The organism is Ancylobacter sp. GW821-FHT10E12 (assembly GCF_058809335.1).
This window is the reverse complement of the sequence record NZ_JBXASN010000005.1, coordinates 32,829-50,553: the sequence shown is the minus strand read 5'-3', so window position 1 is coordinate 50,553 and position 17,725 is coordinate 32,829. Positions and strand designations below refer to the sequence as shown.

Here is a 17,725-nt window from a genome sequence, read left to right as displayed (position 1 = left end):
CCGGACAATGCAGCTCTATCATCATCCCTTCTGCCCGTTTTCGCGCATGATCCGCCTCGCCTCCGGCGAGATGGGGATGGAGCCCGAGCTCATCGAGGAACGGGTCTGGGAGCGGCGTCCCGGCTACCTGATGCTCGACCCCGCCGGCCAGACGCCGGTGCTGGTGGAGGATGACGGGCTGGTGGTGCCGGGCGGCGTCGTGGTCGCCGAATATCTCGACGAGACCTACGGCCACATGATGGGCGACCGCCGCCTGCTGCTCGCCGACCGCGAGGGGCGCATCGAGGTGCGCCGGCTGATGGCCTGGTTCAACGAGAAGTTCTACGCCGAGGTCTCCGAGCCGCTGGTGCGCGAGAAGGTCTACAAGCGCTACATGCCGCGCGAGGCCGGCGGCGGGCCGCCGGAAATGTCGACCATCCGCGCCGCGCGCTCGAATATCCGCTATCATCTCCACTATATCGGTTGGCTCCTCAAGACGCGGAACTGGCTGGCCGGCGAGCAGCTCACCTATGCCGACCTCGCCGCCGCCGCGCATATTTCCTGCGTCGACTATCTGGGCGACGTGCCGTGGAACGAGGACGAGACGGCGAAGATCTGGTACGCGCGCATCAAGTCGCGCCCGGCGTTCCGGCCGCTGCTCGCCCTGACCATGGCGGGCATGCCGCCCTCGGCCTGCTACGCGGATCTGGACTTCTGACCCCGGACGCCGCCGAGGCTGGCGTCGCCGAGGCTGGCGCCGCCGATCCCCTGGCCGCCGATCCCCTCGCGGCCGATCTTCTCGCCGCCAGGTCGCTGCTTCTCGACCTCGCCCGCGCCGAGGGCTTCGACGCCGCCGGCATCTGCGCCGCCGATGCCATCCCGCACGCCGCCCCGCGCCTCGCGCAATGGCTGGCCTCCGGCGCCCAGGGCGACATGGACTGGATGGCCGAGACCGCGGTGCGCCGCGCCGCGCCGCGCGCGATGTGGCCGCAGGCGCGCTCCGTGCTGATGCTGGGCCTCAATTACGGGCCGGACGAGGATCCCCGCGCCGCGCTCGCGGAACGCTCGCGCGGCGCCATCTCGGTCTATGCGCGCGGCGACGACTACCACGAGCTGGTCAAGGGCAAGCTCAAGCGCATCGCCTCGCGCTTCGTGCCGCGCGCCGGCGGTCCGGGGCGGGTCGAGGTGAAGGTGTTCGTCGACACCGCGCCGCTGATGGAGAAGCCGCTGGCCGAGGCCGCCGGGCTGGGCTGGCAGGGCAAGCACACCAATCTGGTCTCGCGCCAGCGCGGCTCCTGGCTGCTGCTCGGCGCCATCGCCACCAACCTGGACCTGCCGCCCGACGCGCCGGAGCGCGACCATTGCGGCTCCTGCCGCGCCTGCCTCGACGCCTGCCCGACCGATGCCTTCCCCGCGCCCTACCAGATCGACGCGCGCCGCTGCGTCTCCTATCTCACCATCGAGCACCGGGGACCGATCCCGCGCGAGCTGCGCCCGCTGATCGGCAACCGCATCTATGGCTGCGACGACTGCCTCGCCGCCTGCCCGTGGAACAAGTTCGCGATGCTGGGACGCGAGGCACGGCTTGCCGCCCGCGACGAGAACCGTGCCCCGGAGCTCGCCGAGCTCGCCCGGCTCGATGACGCGCAGTTCCGCCTGCGCTTCTCCAGGAGCCCGATCAAGCGCACCGGCCGGGTGCGCTTCCTGCGCAACGTGCTGGTCGCCATCGGCAATTCCGCCGATCCGGCGCTGGCCGCCGAGGCGGAGCGCCTGCTCGCCGATCCGCATCCGCTGATCCGCGGCGCCGCGGTATGGGCGCTGGCGCGGCTGTTGCCGGGGGAAGCGTTCGCCGGGCTCGCCGCCCGCCACCTGCCGACCGAGCCCGACGATGCCGTGCGGGCCGAATGGGATCCCTCGCTGGAGCGCGCCGCGTGACGACGCTGATCTGCCTCGGCTACGGATTCTGCGCCCGTCGCTACGCCAACCGGTATGCCGCGCGTTTCGACCGCATCCTCGGCACCTCCCGCACGTGGGAGGGCGCGGACGGCCCGGTGACGCTCGTCGCCCCGGATTCGCCGCTGCTCGCCGAGGCGGCGGCCGGCGCGGCCTCGGTGCTGGTCAGCGCCGCGCCGGGGGAGGCGGGCGACCCGTTCCTGCCGCCGCTCGCCGGGGCGCTGGAGCGCGGGGGCGGGCCGGTCGTCTATCTCTCCACCATCGGCGTCTATGGCGATAGCGCCGGCGCCTGGGTCGACGAAACCGCGCCGCTCGACACCACCCAGCCGCGCGGCCGCCGGCGCATCGAGGCGGAAGCCGGCTGGCAGGCGCTCGGCGCCCGCATCGGCCGGCCGGTGGCGGTGCTGCGGCTCGGCGGCATCTACGGACCCGGCCGCAACGCCCTCGTCGACGTCGCCGACGGCAGCGCCCGCTGCGTCGAGCGTCCCGGCCAGGTGTTCAACCGCATCCATGTCGACGACATCGCCCGCGCGATCGACGCCGCCTTCAGGGGCGGCTTCGACGGCGCGGTGAACGTGGTCGACGACGAGCCCTCGCCCTCCTGCGCGCCGGTGCGCCATGCGGCGCGCCTGCTCGGGCGCCCGGAGCCGGCGGCGGTGCCGTTCGAGACGGCGAAGGCTTCCATGTCGGCGATGGCGCTGACCTTCTGGGCCGATAACCGGCGGGTCGACAATGCCCGGCTCAAGGGCGATCTCGGCATCCGTCTTGCCTATCCGAGCTATCGCGAGGGCCTCGACGCGCTGTTCGCCGAGGGCGAGGGCCGAAGCTGAGCCGGAGCCGCCGGGCATATGCCGGCCGTTGCCGGCGAGGCCATTTGCCACTAGAGGGCGGTACCCGGATAGAATGAGTAATATATACTTAAAATCGAAATGCCTTGATCACTTCGTCGATAATGTTGTCGGAGGCGGCTAAAAGCATCCTGACAATCGGATGACGGCCATTTATATGTTATCTATCGGGCTGACTGAGTCGACTGACACGGTCTTCGATCGGAAACTCGGAAATACGGTTGGATTCTTGTACCCGCCGCCGAGAGTCCGAAGGCCCCCGCAAGCCTTCGGGTCGCTCCGACGGATGGTCGAGGGAGGAGAGTTTATCCGCCCCCCATGCTCTCCTCCCTCATTCCGTCCTCCGCGCCGTCCTCCGCCCGCGGCCAGACGGCCCCTCGGGAAACTCCGCTTGGCGCCGGCGGCGCGGCGCGCTATTGCTGCGGGGCGCTACTGTCTCCTCATCGTCGGCGTCGATCATGCCCATGGCCAGTTTCGTGAAGTGCGTCTGCATCGGGTTGACCGGCGGGCAGCGCCGGCTGCGCGCGGCGCGCTAGGGACGTAACGAGGCGTCATGGCCCGATCTTCTTCTCCGTCACGACCCGCCCGCGCGATTCCCTTCGCCGCGGAGATCGCGGCGCTCGGCGTGGTGTTCGGCGATATCGGCACCAGCCCGCTCTACGCCTTCAAGCAGGGCCTCATCGCCGTGGGCGGGGCGGTGCCGACCCAGGGCGAGGTGCTGGGCCTGCTGTCGCTGGTCACCTGGGCGATCATCCTCTCGGTCACCATCAAATATGTGCTGCTGGTGCTGCGGGCCGACAATGACGGCGAAGGCGGCATCCTCGCGCTCGTCACCCTGCTCGACCTGCACCGCAGCGCCACCGGCGGCCGGCTGTGGCTGCTGATCGCCGGGCTGGTCGGCGGCGCCATGCTGATCGGCGACGGCGTGCTGACCCCCGCCATCTCGGTGCTCTCCGCCATCGAGGGCCTGGAAGTGGTGGCGCCGGCGCTCGACCACTGGATCGTCGCCGTCACCGTGCTGGTGATCATCGCCGTCTTCGTGTCGCAGCGCGCCGGCACCGACCGCATCGGCGCCCTTTACGGGCCGATCATGCTGGTGTGGTTCCTGACCCTCGGCCTCATCGGCCTCCACGGCATCATCCAGGCGCCCGGCGTGCTGGCCGCCGTCGACCCGCGCTACGGCATCGCCCTCATCGCCGACCACATCTGGCTGTCCGGCGCGGTGCTCGGTGCCACCTTCCTCGCCATTACCGGCGGCGAGGCGCTCTATGCCGATCTCGGCCATTTCGGCCGGCCGGTCATCACCCGCGCCTGGCTGTTCGTCGCCATGCCGTCGCTGCTGCTGAACTATTACGGCCAGGGCGCCACCGTGCTGGTCAATCCGGCGGCGGTGCGCAATCCCTTCTACGACCTGTCGCCCGATTTCATGGACGTGCCGCTGCTGATCCTCGCCGCGGCGGCGACCGTCATCGCCTCGCAGGCGATCATCACCGGCGTGTTCTCGCTGGCCAAGCAGGCCATCGAGCTCGGCTACCTGCCGCCGATGCGCATCCGCTATACCAGCGAGCACAACGACCAGCACATCTATATCGGCCGGCTCAACTGGCTGCTGCTGGTGGCCTGCATCGCGGTGGTGATCTCCTTCGGCTCCTCGGACCGCCTCGCCTCCGCCTATGGCATCGCGGTGGCGATGGCGATGATCTCCACCACCATCCTGTTCGTCGCCTATGTGAAGCGGCTCGGCCGCCTGCCCTGGCCGGCGCTCGCGGCGCTGGCCGCCGGGCTGCTGGTGGTCGATCTCTCCTTCGCCGCCGCCAACCTCACCAAGCTGCATGACGGCGGCTGGCTGCCGGTCGCCATTGCCGCCGTGGTGCTGGTGGTGATGGTGAGCTGGCGGCGCGGGCTGGAGGGGCTCGGGATCCAGCAGAAGCGCTTCGCCCCGCCGCTCGAGGAGTTCATCGCCCGCGCCAAGCCGGCCGGCTGCGCCACCAGCCCACGCACCGCCATCTTCCTGTCGCGCGGTGGCGCGCTGACCCCGGTGGCGCTGGGCCGGCTCTCCGACCTGCTCAACGTGCAGTTCACCAAATCGGTCATCGCCTCGGTGTGGATCGCCTCCCGCCCGCGGGTGGCGGTGGACGAGCGGGTGCGCGTCACCGTGCTCGATGCCGGCCATGTCAGGGTCGACGTGCGCTTTGGCTACATGCAGCAGATCGACGTGCCCTCGGTCCTCGGCCCGGCGCTCTATTCGCTGGGCATCGATCCCGACGAGGCGGTCTATGTCATCGGCCATGAGCGCATCATGCCGCCGGACGAGATCGGCGGCATTCGCGATGCACTCGCCCATGTCTTCGCCTTCCTCGCCCGCAATGCCGAGCGCTCGGTCGACCGTTTCGGCCTGCCGCGCCCGCGCACCATCGAGATCGGCTACCCGGTGCGGCTATAGGAGCCGTTCTGGTCGGGCGGAATCGCCTCCCCGACAGGAAAGCGAGCCGATTCCAACGGGTTGTGGCATGCGCCGCTCGCAAGCCCGCTCAAGCGCCGCCAGGCCTGCCGCAGGGGGCGGCGGGGCTCTCCCGTTCGCCCCTCTTCATCACGGACGCGCGACCGTCATTCGCCCGTCACGGCTCTGCCGCGTTCTGGGCGGACAAGCGCGCTCCTCGCGCGGTGCCGCGGCATTCCGGGTGGTTCCGCCGGCGCCGAAGGTCTGCTAGGGCTGGGATCCGTCGCCTTTGGAAGCGGAACGTGACGAGGCAAAGGTGGCGGGCAGGGGTTGCGGGCAAGAATGACGGAAACGTCGATGGGAGCGCAATGAACAAGCTGGGCGCGATAGCGAGATTCCTGCGCGAGCGCGTCGGCTGGCACGGCCTCGGGGTCCTGGCCAGTCTCGTCATCATCGCCATCGCGGCGACCGTGCTCTACGAGATGCTGCGCAACATCCACCCCGGCGAGGTGCTGGACGCGCTCACCGATACCTCGCCCTGGCGGGTCGGGCTTGCGGCGCTGTTCGTCGCCGGCGCCTATTCCACCCTCACCTTCTACGACTGGTTCGCCCTGCGCACCATCGGCAAGACCCATGTGCCCTACCGCACGGCGGCGCTGGCCTCCTTCACCTCCTATTCCATCGGCCACAATATCGGCTTCTCCGCCTTCACCGGCGGCACGGTGCGCTACCGCATCTATTCGGCGCACGGGCTGGGGGCGGTGGATGTCGCCAAGCTGTGCTTCATCACTGGCCTCACCTTCTGGCTCGGCAACATGGCCATTCTCGGCCTCGGCATCACCGTCGAGCCGTGGGCGGCGGGCGCGGTCGACCAGCTGCCCGCCTGGATCAACCGGCTGATCGGCCTCGGCCTGCTGGCGGCGCTCGCGGGCTATGTGGTGTGGGTCGGGCTGAAGCCGCGCCGCATCGGCGTCGGCAAGGGCCACTGGCAGGTGACGCTGCCCGGATCGAAGCTGACCCTGCTGCAGATCGGCATCGGCATAATCGACCTCACCTTCTGCGCCGCGGCGATGTATGTGCTGATGCCGCAGGCGCCGTTCATCGACCCGATCGCGCTCGGCGTCGTCTTCATCTCGGCGACGCTGCTCGGCTTTGCCAGCCACGCGCCCGGCGGGCTCGGCGTGTTCGACGCGGCGATGCTGGTCGCCCTGCCGCAGTTCGAGAAGGAGCCGCTGCTCGGGGCGCTGCTGCTGCTGCGCCTGCTCTATTACGTGACGCCCTTCGCCATCGCGCTGGTCATGCTGGGGGTGCGCGAGCTCATGGTCGGCCGCCGCCGCCGGCGCGTCTCGCTGGAGAGCGCGCTGGCCGCCGCCGCCGTCCCCGCCCGTCTCGACGACGTGCAGCCGGTGTTCGCGGAGGCCTCCTTCGCCGCACGCGAGGCCGAAGCCGATACGGCCGATACGGTGCCGGAAACCGATGCGCCGCGCCGGGCGGCGAGCTGATCCCTTGCTGCCGGGCCGCCCGAAGCCCCGAACCGCGCCTTGTCAGCGCGTCAGGCTCGGCATCATGCCTTCGATGGCGAGCGGCAGGCGGGTGACCCTCACCCCCTTGGGCAGCATCACCGCCTCCGGGGGCAGCGGCGCGCGGGAGATCTCCACCGCCTCGAACATCACCTTCTTGCCGGAATCGGTGTAGCTCAGCGAGCGCAGCGGCACGCCGTCGAGGGTGATGCAGGCCTCGATCGGCGCCGCCGTGGCCGGGTCGGCACCTTCCCAGGTCTCGCAGACCTCGCCTATGACGATGTCGGTGCCGGTGCGCTGGCTGTCGGCCGGCATGTTGATCGCGATATATTCCGGCGGCACGTTCATCTCCACCGCCACCCGGCCGAGGCCGGGCAGGCTGGAGAGCACCGCCATCTTGTGCGCCTTCAGGTCGATGAAGCCGGTCAGCGTCGTCGGCATTTCCGCCAGCGCGACATCGATGCGCAACCGCCCCTGGCGATGGGCGATCCGCACGTCGCCGCCCTCGGGGAGGGTGCGCCCGCGCATCGCGAAGTCGATGGACGGGTGCGGCGGCATCTGGGCGGCGGTCGGCTGGGCCATCGCCGAATCGGCCATGGCCGATTCGGCCAGCGCCGGTCCGGTGGCGGCGGCGCACAGCCCGAGCAGGCCTGAGGTCAGAAGGCATCGCATTGGCCGGGTCAACGTCATGGCGGAGCTATCGCTATGGCCTTTTCTACAAGATCTCCACGGCAGGACGGCCGTCGGGTCGGGTCGGCGGCCGCCGGGCGATCGGGCGGCCCGGCACCGCCCCATCGCCCCGGCCCCGTCGAATCTGCGCGATCCGGGGCCGACGCGGCGGCATGCTTTTACGGTAAGGAAGATTGGCAGGCAATCTGGGCGGCAGCGGGGCTCAGCCGTCGGCCCGGTGTAGAAAATTGCGGCCGCCGAGCACGATTTGCGGGTCGGGCACGCCGACCACCCGGTCGTCGCGGCCGGCATAGGGCAGTTGCGCCAGGATCTGGCGAATCACCCCCAGCCGCGCCCGCATCTTGTCGTTGGCGAGCACCGCGGTCCATGGCGCCGCCGGGGTGTCGGTGGCGGCGATCATGGCGTCGCGCGCCGCCGAGATCGCCCCCCAGCGCGCCGGCGCCGCGAGGTCGACCGGCGACAGCTTCCAGTGCTTCAGCGGGTCCTTCTTGCGGTCGAACAACCGCTTGAGCTGCATCTCGCGGCCGATATCGAGCCAGATCTTCGACAGGCGGATGCCGTCATCGGCCAGCATCTTCTCGAAGACCGGCGCCTGTTCGAGGAAATGCGCGGTCTCCTGCGGCGAGCAGAAGCCCATCACCGGCTCGACCACGGCGCGGTTGTACCAGGAGCGGTCGAACAGTGCGATCTCGCCCCGGCGCGGCAGGTTGGCGATGTAGCGCTGGAAATACCACTGGCCGGCCTCCGCCTCGGTCGGCTTGGTCAGCGCCACCACCCGCACGAAGCGCGGATTGAGATGCTGGATCAGCCGGTGGATGGTGCCGCCCTTGCCGGCGGCGTCGCGGCCCTCGAACACGACGACGATGCGCTCGCCGGTCTGCACCACCCAGTTCTGCATCTTCAGCAGCTCGATCTGCAGCGCGTGCAGTTCCTTCTCGTAGTGCTTGCGCTTCGGCCGGTCGGCATAGGGATAGTTGCCGCTGCGATAGGCCCGCTCGGCGACGATCGCCGGCAGCGCCGCCGCCTCCAGCGAGAAGCCGGCCAGCGCCTCGGCGAGGTCGTCCGCCTTGTCCTTGGCGGGCTTGTCGTTCGCCGTCTCTTTCCGGCCCGGCTTTTTCGGGTCGGGCTTTTTCGGATCCGGCGCCGCCGCGAGCGCGTCGTTGTCGGCGGTTTTGGCGGCGGCGGGCTTGACCGCGGGGCGGTTCGGCTTCTTCGTCATATGGAAGCCTCTCGATGAGACCATAAGGAGAGCGGTGAGTCGTTCCCTTGCCTGCCGGCCGAACCCTTGCGGGTCCGCGCCGCGAAGCGGAGGACTTTATAGCGAAGATAGGGCGCTCCTGGGAGGATTCCGCCATGGACATCGACGAATCCGGCCTGTTTGCGCGCGAGACGCTCGGCGAGCGCCTGGCCGCCGCGCGCTGGATTCTGCTCGCCGCCGGGCTCGGCCTCGTCATCGCGGTGGCGCGGGAGGAGATCGCGGCCGGACCGGCGGTGCTCATCGGCCTCGTCATGCTCGTCGCCGCCGCGCTGCCGGTCGGCAAGCGCCTGCGCCGCCTGCCGGTGCCCGCCGCGCTCGTGCGCTTCCGCGAGCCGCCGTCCAATCCCTCGGCGGACCGGCTGGCGGCGCTGGTCGGCGCGCTGCCCGAGGCGGCGCTGCTGCTCGACCATCGTGGCACCGTGCGCGCGGCCAATTCCCGCGCCTCCGGCATGCTCGCCAGCGTGCGGGTCGGCGATCCGGTCTCCTTCGCGGTGCGGGTGCCGGAAGTGCTGGAGGCGATCCGCGCCGCCAGCGCCGACGGCCAGGCGCGCCGCGTCGAATTCGCCCAGCGGGTGCCGGTGGACCGCTGGCTGCGGGCCGACATCGTGCCGGTGGCCGGCACGCCGGCCACCGGCTCGGGGACCGGCCGCGCCGCGGTGGAAGCGCTGCTGCTGAGCTTCGTCGACCTCACGCCGCAGCGGCGGGTCGAGCAGATGCGGGTCGACTTCATCGCCAATGCCAGCCACGAGCTGCGCACCCCGCTGGCCTCGCTCTCCGGCTTCATCGAGACGCTGCAGGGCCCGGCCCGCAACGACGCCAATGCCCGCGAGCGCTTCCTCAAGATCATGGCCGAGCAGGCGCGCCGCATGTCGCGGCTCATCGACGACCTGCTGTCGCTCTCGCGCATCGAGCTCAACGCCCATATGCGGCCGCAGGCGCGGGTCGATCTCGTCGCCGTGGTCGGCCATGTGCGCGAGGCGCTCGCCCCGCTCGGCGCCGACCGGCAGGTGGAGATCGCCTTCACCCATCCCGACCAGCCGGTGACCGTGCAGGGCGACCGCGACGAGCTGATCCGCCTGTTCGAGAACCTGGTGGAGAACGCGCTGAAATATGGCGGCTCCGGCGGGCGGGTGGAGATCACCCTGGCGCGGGAGGGCGGCGACGCGGTGGTGGCGGTGCGCGATCACGGGCCGGGCATCGCCCCCGAGCATGTGCCGCGGCTCACCGAGCGTTTCTACCGGGTCGATACCGCCCATTCGCGCGAGCAGGGCGGTACCGGGCTGGGCCTCGCCATCGTCAAGCACATCGTCGCCCGCCATCGCGGCCGCCTCGGCATAGACAGCGTTCCGGGCGAGGGGTCGACATTCTCGGTGCGGCTTTCGGCGCTTCCGGCCGATCTGGTGAAAAGCGAAGTCCGTTCAACGGCTTGATTTGTCATCTGTCCGTCATCGCAAAGTCATAGAACCGTGGCGTCGGGGCGCTAAGAGTCCCGTGTGACCCTTTTCACCGCCTCTGGGCAAAGCCTCCGGCAGGGATCGCGCGCCGCGCGGACCGCCGAAGTTCTGGGAGAAGACCCTTGAAATTCAACCGCCTCCTCGGCGTCGCCGTGGTCTCGTTCGCCACCGCCCTTTCCGGCGCTGCCTTCGCCGCCGACATCAACGGCGCCGGCGCCTCCTTCCCCGCCCCGGTCTACCAGGCCTGGGCCGCGGCCTATAAGGACAAGTCCGGCACCGGCCTGAACTACCAGTCCATCGGCTCGGGCGGCGGTCAGAACCAGATCGTCAACCGCACCGTCGATTTCGGCGCCTCCGACGCGCCGATGAAGGACGACAAGCTCGAATCCGCCAGCCTGCTGCAGTTCCCGACCGTGATCGGCTCGGTGGTCGCCATCGTCAACATCGACGGCGTCGGCGACGGCCAGCTCACCCTCTCGGGCCCGGTGCTTGCCGACATCTACCAGGGCAAGATCACCAAGTGGAACGACCCGAAGATCGCCGAGCTCAACAAGGGCGTGGCCCTGCCGGACCTCGCCATCGTCCCGGTCTACCGTTCGGACGCGTCGGGCACCTCCTTCGTCTACACCTCCTATCTCGCCGCCGCGAGCGCGGACTGGAAGGCCAATATCGGCGCCGCGACGTCGGTCCAGTGGCCGGCCGGTGCGGGCGCCAAGGGCAATGAGGGCGTTGCCGGCACCGTGAAGAACACCAAGGGCGCGATCGGCTATGTCGAGTTCGTCTATGCCGCGGCCAACAAGCTGGCGGCCACCAACCTCGTCAACAAGGCCGGCAAGGTCGTGAAGCCCTCGACCGAGGCCTTCATGGACGCCGCCGCCGCCGCCGACTGGAAGGGCGCGAAGAACTTCGCCGCCTCGATGATCGACACCGCCGGCGAAAAGGCCTGGCCGATCACCAGCGCCACCTACATCCTGCTGCCGAAGAACCCGACCAGCGCCGCGCAGTCGGCCGAGGCGATCAAGTTCTTCGACTGGGCCTACGGCGCCGAGGGCGACGCCATCGCCGAGAAGCTGCACTACATCCCGCTGCCGGACGCGGTGGTGAAGACCATCCGCGATGCCTGGAAGGCCGAGGTGAAGGCGGACGGCAAGGCGGTCTGGACCAACTGATCCCGACCGGACGCATTCTGGGCGAGGGGGATGCCGCGCGCGCCGCGGCCGCCCCCTCGCCTTCCGCTCGCGTGCCGCGCCCGCCGTGCCGGTCTCTCCGCTGCCCGTCATCGTGCCTGCGTCATCCGCGTCCAAGTCGTCTCGTCCAAGTCATCTCGCGTGAGTCACAAGTCATCTCGCGTGAGTCATTCGTGCCTATCCATGCCCGCCACCCGTCCGTGGTAGGCTGACCCCGTTTCAGCGCATCCTCCGGCCGACAGCGCTCAAGGAACATTCGACATGGCTGCCTCCATCAGCGGAACCGAGGCCAACATGGCCCTGATCGCCGCGCGCAAGCCGGCGGGCCGGCTCTCCGATCCCGTTTTCGTCGGCCTGCTCTGGGCCAGCGGCCTGTTCGTGCTGCTGCTGCTCGGGCTCATCATCGCCATGCTGTTCGAGGGCGGGCTGCCGGCGCTGCGCGAGTTCGGCATCTCCTTCCTGTGGTCCACGATGTGGAACCCGGTGACCGAGCGCTTCGGCGCCGGCGTCATGGTGTTCGGCACCATGATGAGCGCGATCATCGCCGTCATCGTGGCGCTGCCGCTGTCCTTCGGCATCGCCTTCTTCCTCACCGAGATCGCGCCCGGCCCGCTGCGCCGGCCGATCGGCGTCGCGGTGCAGCTGCTCGCCGCCATCCCCTCCATCATCTACGGCATGTGGGGCTTCTTCGTCGTCGTGCCGCTGATCGCCGCTTACGTGCAGCCGCCGCTCATCGAATGGCTGTCGCCGATCCCGGTGCTCGGCGCGCTGTTCCAGGGCCCGCCGCTCGGCGCCGGCATGCTCACCGCCGGCCTGATCCTGGCGCTGATGATCCTGCCCTTCATCACCGCGATGTTCGTCGAGGTGCTGGAATCGGTGCCGCCGATGATCAAGGAATCCGCCTATGGCGTCGGCGCCACCACCTATGAGGTCTACCGCAACGTCTCGGTGCCCTATGGCCGCACGGCCATGGTCGGCGCGGTGATGCTGGGCCTCGGCCGCGCGCTGGGCGAGACCATGGCGGTCACCTTCGTCATCGGCAACGCCACCCGCATGTCGGCCTCGCTGTTCGCGCCGGGCGCCACCATCGCCTCCACCATCGCCAACGAGTTCCCGGAAGCCTCGATCGGCTCGCTGAAGCTGCAGGCGCTGCTCCAGCTCGGCTTCATCCTGTTCGTCATCTCCTTCATCGTGCTGGCGCTCTCGCGCCTGCTGGTTCGTTCGAAGCTCAAGGGCTGAGTGGGGACATCATCATGGCATCGCTCGCCCGCCGTCGCACCACCGACTACGCCGTCAAGGCGATCTCCACCGGCTTCGCCGCCCTGTCGCTGGTGCTGCTCGCCTGGATCCTGTGGACGCTGCTGTCCCGCGGCCTGCCGGCCCTCGGCCCGCATGTCTTCACCCGCATCACCGCGCCGCCCGGCGCCGGCGGCGGGCTGCTCAACGCCATCATCGGCTCGCTGATCCAGATCGGCGTCGCCCTCGCCGTCGGCACGCCGATCGGCCTGATGTGCGGCACCTTCCTCGCCGAGAACGGCCGCGGCACCCATGTCGGCAACGTGGTGCGCTTCGTCAACGACGTGCTGCTCTCCGCCCCGTCGATCCTGATCGGCCTGTTCGTCTACCAGCTGCTCGTGGTGCCGTTCGGCGGCTTCTCCGGCTGGGCCGGCTCGGTGGCGCTGGCCATCCTGGTCATCCCAGTGGTGGTGCGCACCACCGAGGACATGCTGAACCTGGTGCCGATCGGCCTGCGCGAGGCGGCCTTCGCCCTCGGCGCGCCGCAGTGGAAGGTGGTGACCTTCATCACCTGGCGCGCCGCCCGCGCGGGCATCGTCACCGGCATCCTGCTGGCGGTGGCCCGCGCCGCCGGCGAGACCGCGCCGCTGCTGTTCACCTCGCTCGGCAATAACGGCTGGTCGGTGAACCTCTCCGCGCCGATGGCCAGCCTGCCGATCGCCATCTACCAATACGCCGCCAGCCCGTTCGAGGACTGGGTCGCCCTCGCCTGGGCCGGCGCGCTTCTCATCACGGTCGGGGTGCTCACCCTGAACATCCTTTCCCGCCTCGTCCTGGCGAAGATGAAGTGAGACGGCTATGAATTTCGCACCCGAGACCTCGATCGACATCGCTTCCGCCGTCAACCGCGCCACCGCGCCGTCCGCCGAGCCCAAGCTCAAGGTCGAGAAGCTGAATTTCTACTACGGCGAAAATCACGCGCTGAAGAACATCAACTTCCACATCCCCGAGAAGCGCGTCACCGCGATGATCGGGCCGTCGGGCTGCGGCAAGTCCACGCTGCTGCGCATCTTCAACCGCATGTACCAGCTCTATCCGGGCCAGCGCGCGGAAGGGCAGATCCTGTTCGACGGCGTCGACCTGCTCGGCAAGGAGCTCGATTCCACCATCGTGCGCTCGCGCATCGGCATGGTGTTCCAGAAGCCGACGCCGTTCCCGATGTCGATCTACGACAACATCGCCTTCGGCGTGCGCCTGCACGAGAGCCTCTCCAAGGCGCAGATGGACGAGCGCGTCGAATGGTGCCTGCGCAAGGCCGCCATCTGGGAAGAGACCAAGGACCGCCTGCACACCTCGGCGCTCGGCATGTCCGGCGGCCAGCAGCAGCGCCTGTGCATCGCCCGCACCATCGCGGTGCGCCCGGAAGTGATCCTGCTCGACGAGCCCACCTCGGCGCTGGACCCGATCTCGACCTCGAAGATCGAGGACCTGATCGACGAGCTGAAGCAGGAATTCACCATCGTCATCGTCACGCACAACATGCAGCAGGCCGCCCGCTGCGCCGACATCACCTCGTTCTTCTATCTCGGCGAGCTGATCGAGGCCGGCCCGTCGGCCGATATCTTCACCAATCCGCGCGAGGCGCGCACCCGCGACTACATCACCGGCCGCTTCGGCTGAACCGCGCGACGAAAGAGATCATCCCCATGACCGAACACATCGTCTCGTCGTTCGACGCCGATCTCAAGGAGATCGGCCGTCGCGTCGTGGAAATGGGCGGGCAGGCCGAACAGCTGGTCGCCGATTCCGTGCAGGCGCTGGTGAAGCGCGACACCGAGCTCGCCCAGAAGGTGATCGTGCTCGACGGCCCGATCGACCTCTTGCAGCGCGAGATCGAGGAAAAGGCGATCCTCACCATCGCCCGCCGCCAGCCGCTGGCCGGCGACCTGCGCGAAATCGTCGCCGCCATGCGGATCGCCAACGACCTGGAGCGCATCGGCGACCTCGCCAAGAACACCGGCAAGCGCGTGCTGGCGCTTTCCGGCGAGTTCCACCCGCAGAAGCTGGTGCGCGGCGTCGAGCACATGGCGGGCATCGTGTTCGAGCAGCTGAAGATGGTGCTGGACGCCTATGCGAGCCGCGAGGACGCGCGCGCCATCGAGGTCTGGCAGCGCGACGGCGAAGTCGACGTGCTCTACACCTCGCTGTTCCGCGAGCTCCTCACCTACATGATGGAGGATCCGCGCAACATCTCGCTGTGCACGCACCTGCTGTTCTGCGCCAAGAACATCGAGCGCATCGGCGACCACGCCACCAACATCGCCGAGACCGTGCACTACCTCGCGACCGGCCAGTTGCTCACCGACGAGCGGCCCAAGCAGGACACCACCAGCATGACCTCGGTTCCGTTCCCGTCCTGAGCCGGACGGAACGGCAGTCACGCGCAGCTTGCACGGGGAACGCGATGCCGACCAACATTCTCATCGTCGAGGACGAGGAGCCGCTGACCCTGCTCCTGCGCTACAATCTCGAAGCCGAAGGCTATGCGGTGGAGAGCGTCGGGCGGGGCGACGAGGCGGAGACCCGGCTGCGCGAGACGGTGCCGGACCTGCTGCTGCTCGACTGGATGCTGCCGGGCCTGTCCGGCATCGAATTGTGCCGGCGCCTGCGCGCCCGGCCGGAGACCGAGCGCATGCCGATCCTCATGCTCACCGCCCGCGGCGAGGAGACCGAGCGCGTGCGGGGGCTGGCCACCGGCGCCGACGACTACGTGGTGAAACCGTTCTCGGTGCCCGAGCTGGTGGCGCGGGTGCGGGCGCTGCTGCGCCGGGCCAAGCCGGACCACGTCTCGACGCTGCTGCGCGCCGGCGACATCGAGCTCGACCGCGAGACCAAGCGGGTGCACCGTTCCGGCCGCGAGCTGCATCTCGGGCCGACCGAGTTCCGGCTCTTGGAATTCCTCATGCAGTCGCCCGGCCGGGTCTATTCGCGCGAGCAGCTGCTCGACGGCGTGTGGGGCCAGGACGTCTATATCGACGAGCGCACGGTGGACGTGCATGTCGGCCGCCTGCGCAAGGCGCTGAACCGTCCGCGCCAGCCCGACCCGATCCGCACCGTGCGCGGCTCCGGCTACTCGTTCAACGAGATGTTCGCCCGCGCGCATTGAGCGCGGCCGGCGACAACAGGCGCCGGCGACCTCCACGATATGGCGTGTCGGCGCATCCGGGGGGGCGTCGCGCGGCCATGGCGCCGGTCCGTCGCCGCGATCTTGGGCATGCCGCTTTTCTACCCCTGCGTCGTCGACAGGCGCCCGGCATGTCCGCATAGTGTCGCCCTCACGGCGCCCAGGCGCTTCGGCGGACCGACTGTCATGGCAGCGCAAGACCAAGATCACGAACACGACCACGATCACGACCACGATCACGACCACGACCACGATCACGGCGACCATCCCCACGATCCTCACGACCATTTCCACCGCATCCATTCCGAGCCCGCCGATGCGCTGCTGACCTCGATCGCCGACATCGAGATCAGCGCCCGCGTCAAGGCGCTGGAGGAACTGCTCACCCGGAAGGGTCTGGTCGATCCCGCCGCGCTCGACGCGGTGGTCGATCTCTACGAGAACCGCATCGGCCCGAGGAACGGCGCCAGGGTCGTCGCCCGCGCCTGGACCGACCCGGCCTATCGGGCCTGGCTGTTCGAGGACGCCAATGCCGCCATCGCCGATCTCGGCTTCACCGGCGCGCAGGGCGAGAACATGGTGGCGTTGGAAAACACCGCCGAGGTGCACAATGTCGTCGTCTGCACCCTGTGCTCCTGCTACCCGTGGCCGGTGCTCGGCCTGCCGCCGGTCTGGTACAAGAGCATGCCCTATCGCACCCGCATCGTGCGCGATCCGCGCCCGGTGCTGGCCGAATTCGGCACGCGGCTGCCCGACGGCATGGAAATCCGCGTCTGGGACAGCAATTCGGAAATCCGCTACCTCGTCATCCCCCGCCGTCCGCCCGGCACCGAGGGGATGGACGAGGCGGCGCTGGCCGCCCTCGTCACCCGCGACAGCATGATCGGCGTCACCGAGGCCGGTACTTCCGCACCTGCCATGGAGGCGGCGCCATGAATTCCCTGCATGATTGCGGCGGCGTCGACGGCTTCGGCCGCGTGGTGCCGGAGGGCTATGACGGGCGCGAGCCGGTGTTCAAGCAGGAATGGGAGCGGCGCATGTGCGCCCTCTTCATGATCACCATCGGCGCGCATTATTCCGACGACGAGTTCCGCCAGTCGCGCGAGCGGCTGGACCCGGCGCTGTACCTCACCCGGCCCTATTACGAGCAATGGTGGTTCGCGGTGACGCGGCTGATGATGGAGAAGGGCCTGCTGGCGCCCGAGGAGATCGACGCCCAGCTGGCCGCCCAGTACGCCGCCGCCCTGCACGGGGATGCCGGATGCTGAGCGCGGCCGACATCCTCGATCTGCTCGCCGCCGGCGCCACCACGCGGACGGAGGACGCCTCCCGCCTCCCGGCCTTCGCGCTCGGGCAGGCGGTCGTCACCCGCAACCTCAATCCGCGCACCCATACCCGCCTGCCGCGCTATTGCCGTGGCCGGCGCGGCGTGGTGGTGAAGGTCCACGGCCTGTTCGCGCTGCCGGACCTGCGCGCCGTCGGCGACGAGGAGAGCCGCGAATATTGCTACGCGGTGCGCTTCTCCATGCGCGAGCTCTGGGGTCCGCAGGGCGCGGACGGCGACAGCCTCACCATCGACCTGTGGGACAGCTACCTGCTGCCTTGCGGGACGGAGGCGGCGTCGTGACCACCGCCCCGACCCTCCCCGATCTCGACCGGCCGCACATCTTCGCCGCCCCGTGGGAGGCGCAGGCCTTCGCTCTGGTGGTCAAGCTGCATGAACGCGGCCTGTTCGAATGGCCGGAATTCGCCGCCCGCCTCAGTGGCGAGATCCATGCCCATCCCGATGCGCCCTATTACCAGTGCTGGCACGAGGCGGCGGTGGCGCTGCTCCTCGACAAGGGGCTGGTCGAGGCCGGGGCGCTGTTCGAGCAGGCCCGCGCGGTGGTGCGGTTCCGTGCCTCCGACCATCACCACGTCGCCCGCACCACCCCGATCGCCGTCGACCCGCCCCGCGCCGGCTGATCCTCCGAACC

Annotated in this window: 18 protein-coding genes; 16 read left to right on the top strand and 2 right to left on the bottom strand. The window is 69.5% G+C overall.

Going from position 1 to position 17,725, the window contains the following annotated elements:
• Positions 1-7: 7 nt before the first annotated feature.
• From AC1RU4_RS08025 to AC1RU4_RS08005, 5 genes are all read left to right on the top strand, one after another.
• Positions 8-697 carry a glutathione S-transferase family protein gene (locus tag AC1RU4_RS08025; protein ID WP_492890537.1) on the top strand — a complete coding sequence of 230 codons (690 nt, stop codon included), beginning with the start codon at positions 8-10 and terminating at the stop codon, positions 695-697.
• Positions 673-1,914, top strand: a complete 1,242-nt coding sequence (gene queG, locus AC1RU4_RS08020) for a tRNA epoxyqueuosine(34) reductase QueG (RefSeq protein WP_492890760.1) — start codon at positions 673-675, stop codon at positions 1,912-1,914. The genes AC1RU4_RS08025 and queG overlap by 25 nt, the downstream gene beginning before the upstream one ends.
• A complete protein-coding gene (locus tag AC1RU4_RS08015; protein WP_492890536.1) occupies positions 1,911-2,762 on the top strand; it encodes an NAD-dependent epimerase/dehydratase family protein in 852 nt (283 codons plus the stop codon). Before queG ends, AC1RU4_RS08015 begins: the two co-directional genes overlap by 4 nt.
• Positions 2,763-3,333: 571 nt before the next feature.
• Positions 3,334-5,223 (top strand): potassium transporter Kup, encoded by a 1,890-nt coding sequence (locus AC1RU4_RS08010; protein WP_492890535.1) that lies wholly within the window; start codon positions 3,334-3,336, stop codon positions 5,221-5,223.
• A 365-nt stretch (positions 5,224-5,588) separates the two neighbouring features.
• Positions 5,589-6,722 carry a putative bifunctional lysylphosphatidylglycerol flippase/synthetase gene (locus AC1RU4_RS08005; protein WP_492890534.1) on the top strand — a complete coding sequence of 378 codons (1,134 nt, stop codon included), beginning with the start codon at positions 5,589-5,591 and terminating at the stop codon, positions 6,720-6,722.
• Positions 6,723-6,764: 42 nt separating this feature from the next.
• On the opposite strand, the gene AC1RU4_RS08000 is transcribed toward AC1RU4_RS08005, so the two are convergent.
• Together AC1RU4_RS08000 and ppk2 are read right to left on the bottom strand one after the other, a co-directional pair.
• The gene (locus tag AC1RU4_RS08000) at positions 6,765-7,412 is read right to left on the bottom strand and encodes a hypothetical protein (RefSeq protein WP_492890533.1); all 648 of its coding nucleotides are present in this window, start codon (positions 7,410-7,412) and stop codon (positions 6,765-6,767) included.
• A 220-nt stretch (positions 7,413-7,632) separates the two neighbouring features.
• Positions 7,633-8,649, bottom strand: a complete 1,017-nt coding sequence (gene ppk2 / locus AC1RU4_RS07995) for a polyphosphate kinase 2 (protein ID WP_492890532.1) — start codon at positions 8,647-8,649, stop codon at positions 7,633-7,635.
• Between the two features lie 134 nt (positions 8,650-8,783).
• Here ppk2 and AC1RU4_RS07990 point away from each other — a divergent pair, with 134 nt between their 5' ends.
• From AC1RU4_RS07990 to AC1RU4_RS07940, 11 genes are all read left to right on the top strand, one after another.
• Complete coding sequence (locus AC1RU4_RS07990; RefSeq protein ID WP_492890531.1) at positions 8,784-10,118, top strand: ATP-binding protein; 1,335 nt, start codon at positions 8,784-8,786, stop codon at positions 10,116-10,118.
• Between the two features lie 146 nt (positions 10,119-10,264).
• Positions 10,265-11,311: a phosphate ABC transporter substrate-binding protein PstS gene (pstS, locus tag AC1RU4_RS07985; protein WP_492890530.1), complete on the top strand. Its 1,047-nt coding sequence runs from the start codon at positions 10,265-10,267 to the stop codon at positions 11,309-11,311.
• Between the two features lie 279 nt (positions 11,312-11,590).
• Positions 11,591-12,568: a phosphate ABC transporter permease subunit PstC gene (gene pstC / locus AC1RU4_RS07980; RefSeq protein ID WP_492890529.1), complete on the top strand. Its 978-nt coding sequence runs from the start codon at positions 11,591-11,593 to the stop codon at positions 12,566-12,568.
• Positions 12,569-12,582: 14 nt separating this feature from the next.
• The gene (gene pstA / locus AC1RU4_RS07975; RefSeq protein WP_492890528.1) at positions 12,583-13,416 is read left to right on the top strand and encodes a phosphate ABC transporter permease PstA; all 834 of its coding nucleotides are present in this window, start codon (positions 12,583-12,585) and stop codon (positions 13,414-13,416) included.
• A 7-nt stretch (positions 13,417-13,423) separates the two neighbouring features.
• Positions 13,424-14,245 (top strand): phosphate ABC transporter ATP-binding protein PstB, encoded by an 822-nt coding sequence (gene pstB, locus AC1RU4_RS07970; protein WP_492890527.1) that lies wholly within the window; start codon positions 13,424-13,426, stop codon positions 14,243-14,245.
• A 26-nt stretch (positions 14,246-14,271) separates the two neighbouring features.
• Complete coding sequence (gene phoU, locus AC1RU4_RS07965; RefSeq protein WP_492890526.1) at positions 14,272-14,985, top strand: phosphate signaling complex protein PhoU; 714 nt, start codon at positions 14,272-14,274, stop codon at positions 14,983-14,985.
• A 44-nt stretch (positions 14,986-15,029) separates the two neighbouring features.
• Positions 15,030-15,731, top strand: coding sequence for a phosphate regulon transcriptional regulator PhoB (gene phoB / locus AC1RU4_RS07960; RefSeq protein WP_492890525.1), 702 nt, complete (start codon positions 15,030-15,032; stop codon positions 15,729-15,731).
• 204 nt (positions 15,732-15,935) lie between these two features.
• Entirely contained in the window at positions 15,936-16,685 is a 750-nt protein-coding gene (nthA, locus tag AC1RU4_RS07955; RefSeq protein WP_492890523.1) for a nitrile hydratase subunit alpha, read from the top strand.
• Complete coding sequence (locus AC1RU4_RS07950; RefSeq protein WP_492890522.1) at positions 16,682-17,017, top strand: hypothetical protein; 336 nt, start codon at positions 16,682-16,684, stop codon at positions 17,015-17,017. The genes nthA and AC1RU4_RS07950 overlap by 4 nt, the downstream gene beginning before the upstream one ends.
• A complete protein-coding gene (locus tag AC1RU4_RS07945; RefSeq protein ID WP_492890521.1) occupies positions 17,011-17,376 on the top strand; it encodes an SH3-like domain-containing protein in 366 nt (121 codons plus the stop codon). The genes AC1RU4_RS07950 and AC1RU4_RS07945 overlap by 7 nt, the downstream gene beginning before the upstream one ends.
• Positions 17,373-17,714 (top strand): nitrile hydratase accessory protein, encoded by a 342-nt coding sequence (locus AC1RU4_RS07940; protein WP_492890520.1) that lies wholly within the window; start codon positions 17,373-17,375, stop codon positions 17,712-17,714. The genes AC1RU4_RS07945 and AC1RU4_RS07940 overlap by 4 nt, the downstream gene beginning before the upstream one ends.
• The last annotated feature ends 11 nt before the right edge of the window (positions 17,715-17,725 follow it).

Excerpts from the sequence above, each read along its gene's own strand:
- AC1RU4_RS08025 (WP_492890537.1), top strand. The coding sequence starts at position 8 with ATGCAGCTCTATCATCATCCCTTCTGCCCGTTTTCGCGCATGATCCGC.
- AC1RU4_RS08010 (WP_492890535.1), top strand. The coding sequence starts at position 3,334 with ATGGCCCGATCTTCTTCTCCGTCACGACCCGCCCGCGCGATTCCCTTC.
- AC1RU4_RS08005 (WP_492890534.1), top strand. The coding sequence starts at position 5,589 with ATGAACAAGCTGGGCGCGATAGCGAGATTCCTGCGCGAGCGCGTCGGC.
- AC1RU4_RS08000 (WP_492890533.1), bottom strand. The coding sequence starts at position 7,412 with ATGCGATGCCTTCTGACCTCAGGCCTGCTCGGGCTGTGCGCCGCCGCC.
- ppk2 (WP_492890532.1), bottom strand. The coding sequence starts at position 8,649 with ATGACGAAGAAGCCGAACCGCCCCGCGGTCAAGCCCGCCGCCGCCAAA.
- AC1RU4_RS07990 (WP_492890531.1), top strand. The coding sequence starts at position 8,784 with ATGGACATCGACGAATCCGGCCTGTTTGCGCGCGAGACGCTCGGCGAG.
- pstC (WP_492890529.1), top strand. The coding sequence starts at position 11,591 with ATGGCTGCCTCCATCAGCGGAACCGAGGCCAACATGGCCCTGATCGCC.
- pstA (WP_492890528.1), top strand. The coding sequence starts at position 12,583 with ATGGCATCGCTCGCCCGCCGTCGCACCACCGACTACGCCGTCAAGGCG.
- pstB (WP_492890527.1), top strand. The coding sequence starts at position 13,424 with ATGAATTTCGCACCCGAGACCTCGATCGACATCGCTTCCGCCGTCAAC.
- phoU (WP_492890526.1), top strand. The coding sequence starts at position 14,272 with ATGACCGAACACATCGTCTCGTCGTTCGACGCCGATCTCAAGGAGATC.
- phoB (WP_492890525.1), top strand. The coding sequence starts at position 15,030 with ATGCCGACCAACATTCTCATCGTCGAGGACGAGGAGCCGCTGACCCTG.
- nthA (WP_492890523.1), top strand. The coding sequence starts at position 15,936 with ATGGCAGCGCAAGACCAAGATCACGAACACGACCACGATCACGACCAC.
- AC1RU4_RS07950 (WP_492890522.1), top strand. The coding sequence starts at position 16,682 with ATGAATTCCCTGCATGATTGCGGCGGCGTCGACGGCTTCGGCCGCGTG.
- AC1RU4_RS07945 (WP_492890521.1), top strand. The coding sequence starts at position 17,011 with ATGCTGAGCGCGGCCGACATCCTCGATCTGCTCGCCGCCGGCGCCACC.